Here is a 469-nt window from a genome sequence, read left to right on the forward strand (position 1 = left end):
CTCCCTGCTTAAAGACTATCGAACTGAGAAACAAGAATACTTGAAGTTTGATCAAGAATATTCAACAAAGTTTGTTTATACTGCATGGAAAGACAGCTACTTTGTTGTCCGCAACAGGATGAAGCTGTTCATTGGCTTAATGCAATATTATTATTCACCGGAAATTGGTCTCGAGCTAAAGCAAGCATTGGAGTTCATCGATCCGGTGATTAAGACGCAAGCCTTGCTTGTTTGTGCGGGAAAAAATCTCCCGTATGATGAAGACACAATAGCAGCATGTGCAGACCATATCGAGAGTGCAGAAATGACCTATTGGGAATTGACAGAAAGGAATCTAGAGCACCTGTACCCAATCACTGAAAGTAAACAGCCTCATTTAGCGAAATCAAGACTATTCTTTGCGATTACTAATCTTCCTGAGGAAGATGATGAGATAACCCGCTATCCTGAGGACATTCAGATCATCAGA

Annotated in this window: 1 pseudogene; it reads left to right on the forward strand. The window is 40.7% G+C overall.

Annotation, left to right across the window (positions count from 1 at the left end):
- Nucleotides 1-469, forward strand: a pseudogene (locus CVN76_RS01955) (hypothetical protein); the annotation flags it as partial.

The organism is Bacillus sp. mrc49 (genome assembly GCF_002803435.1).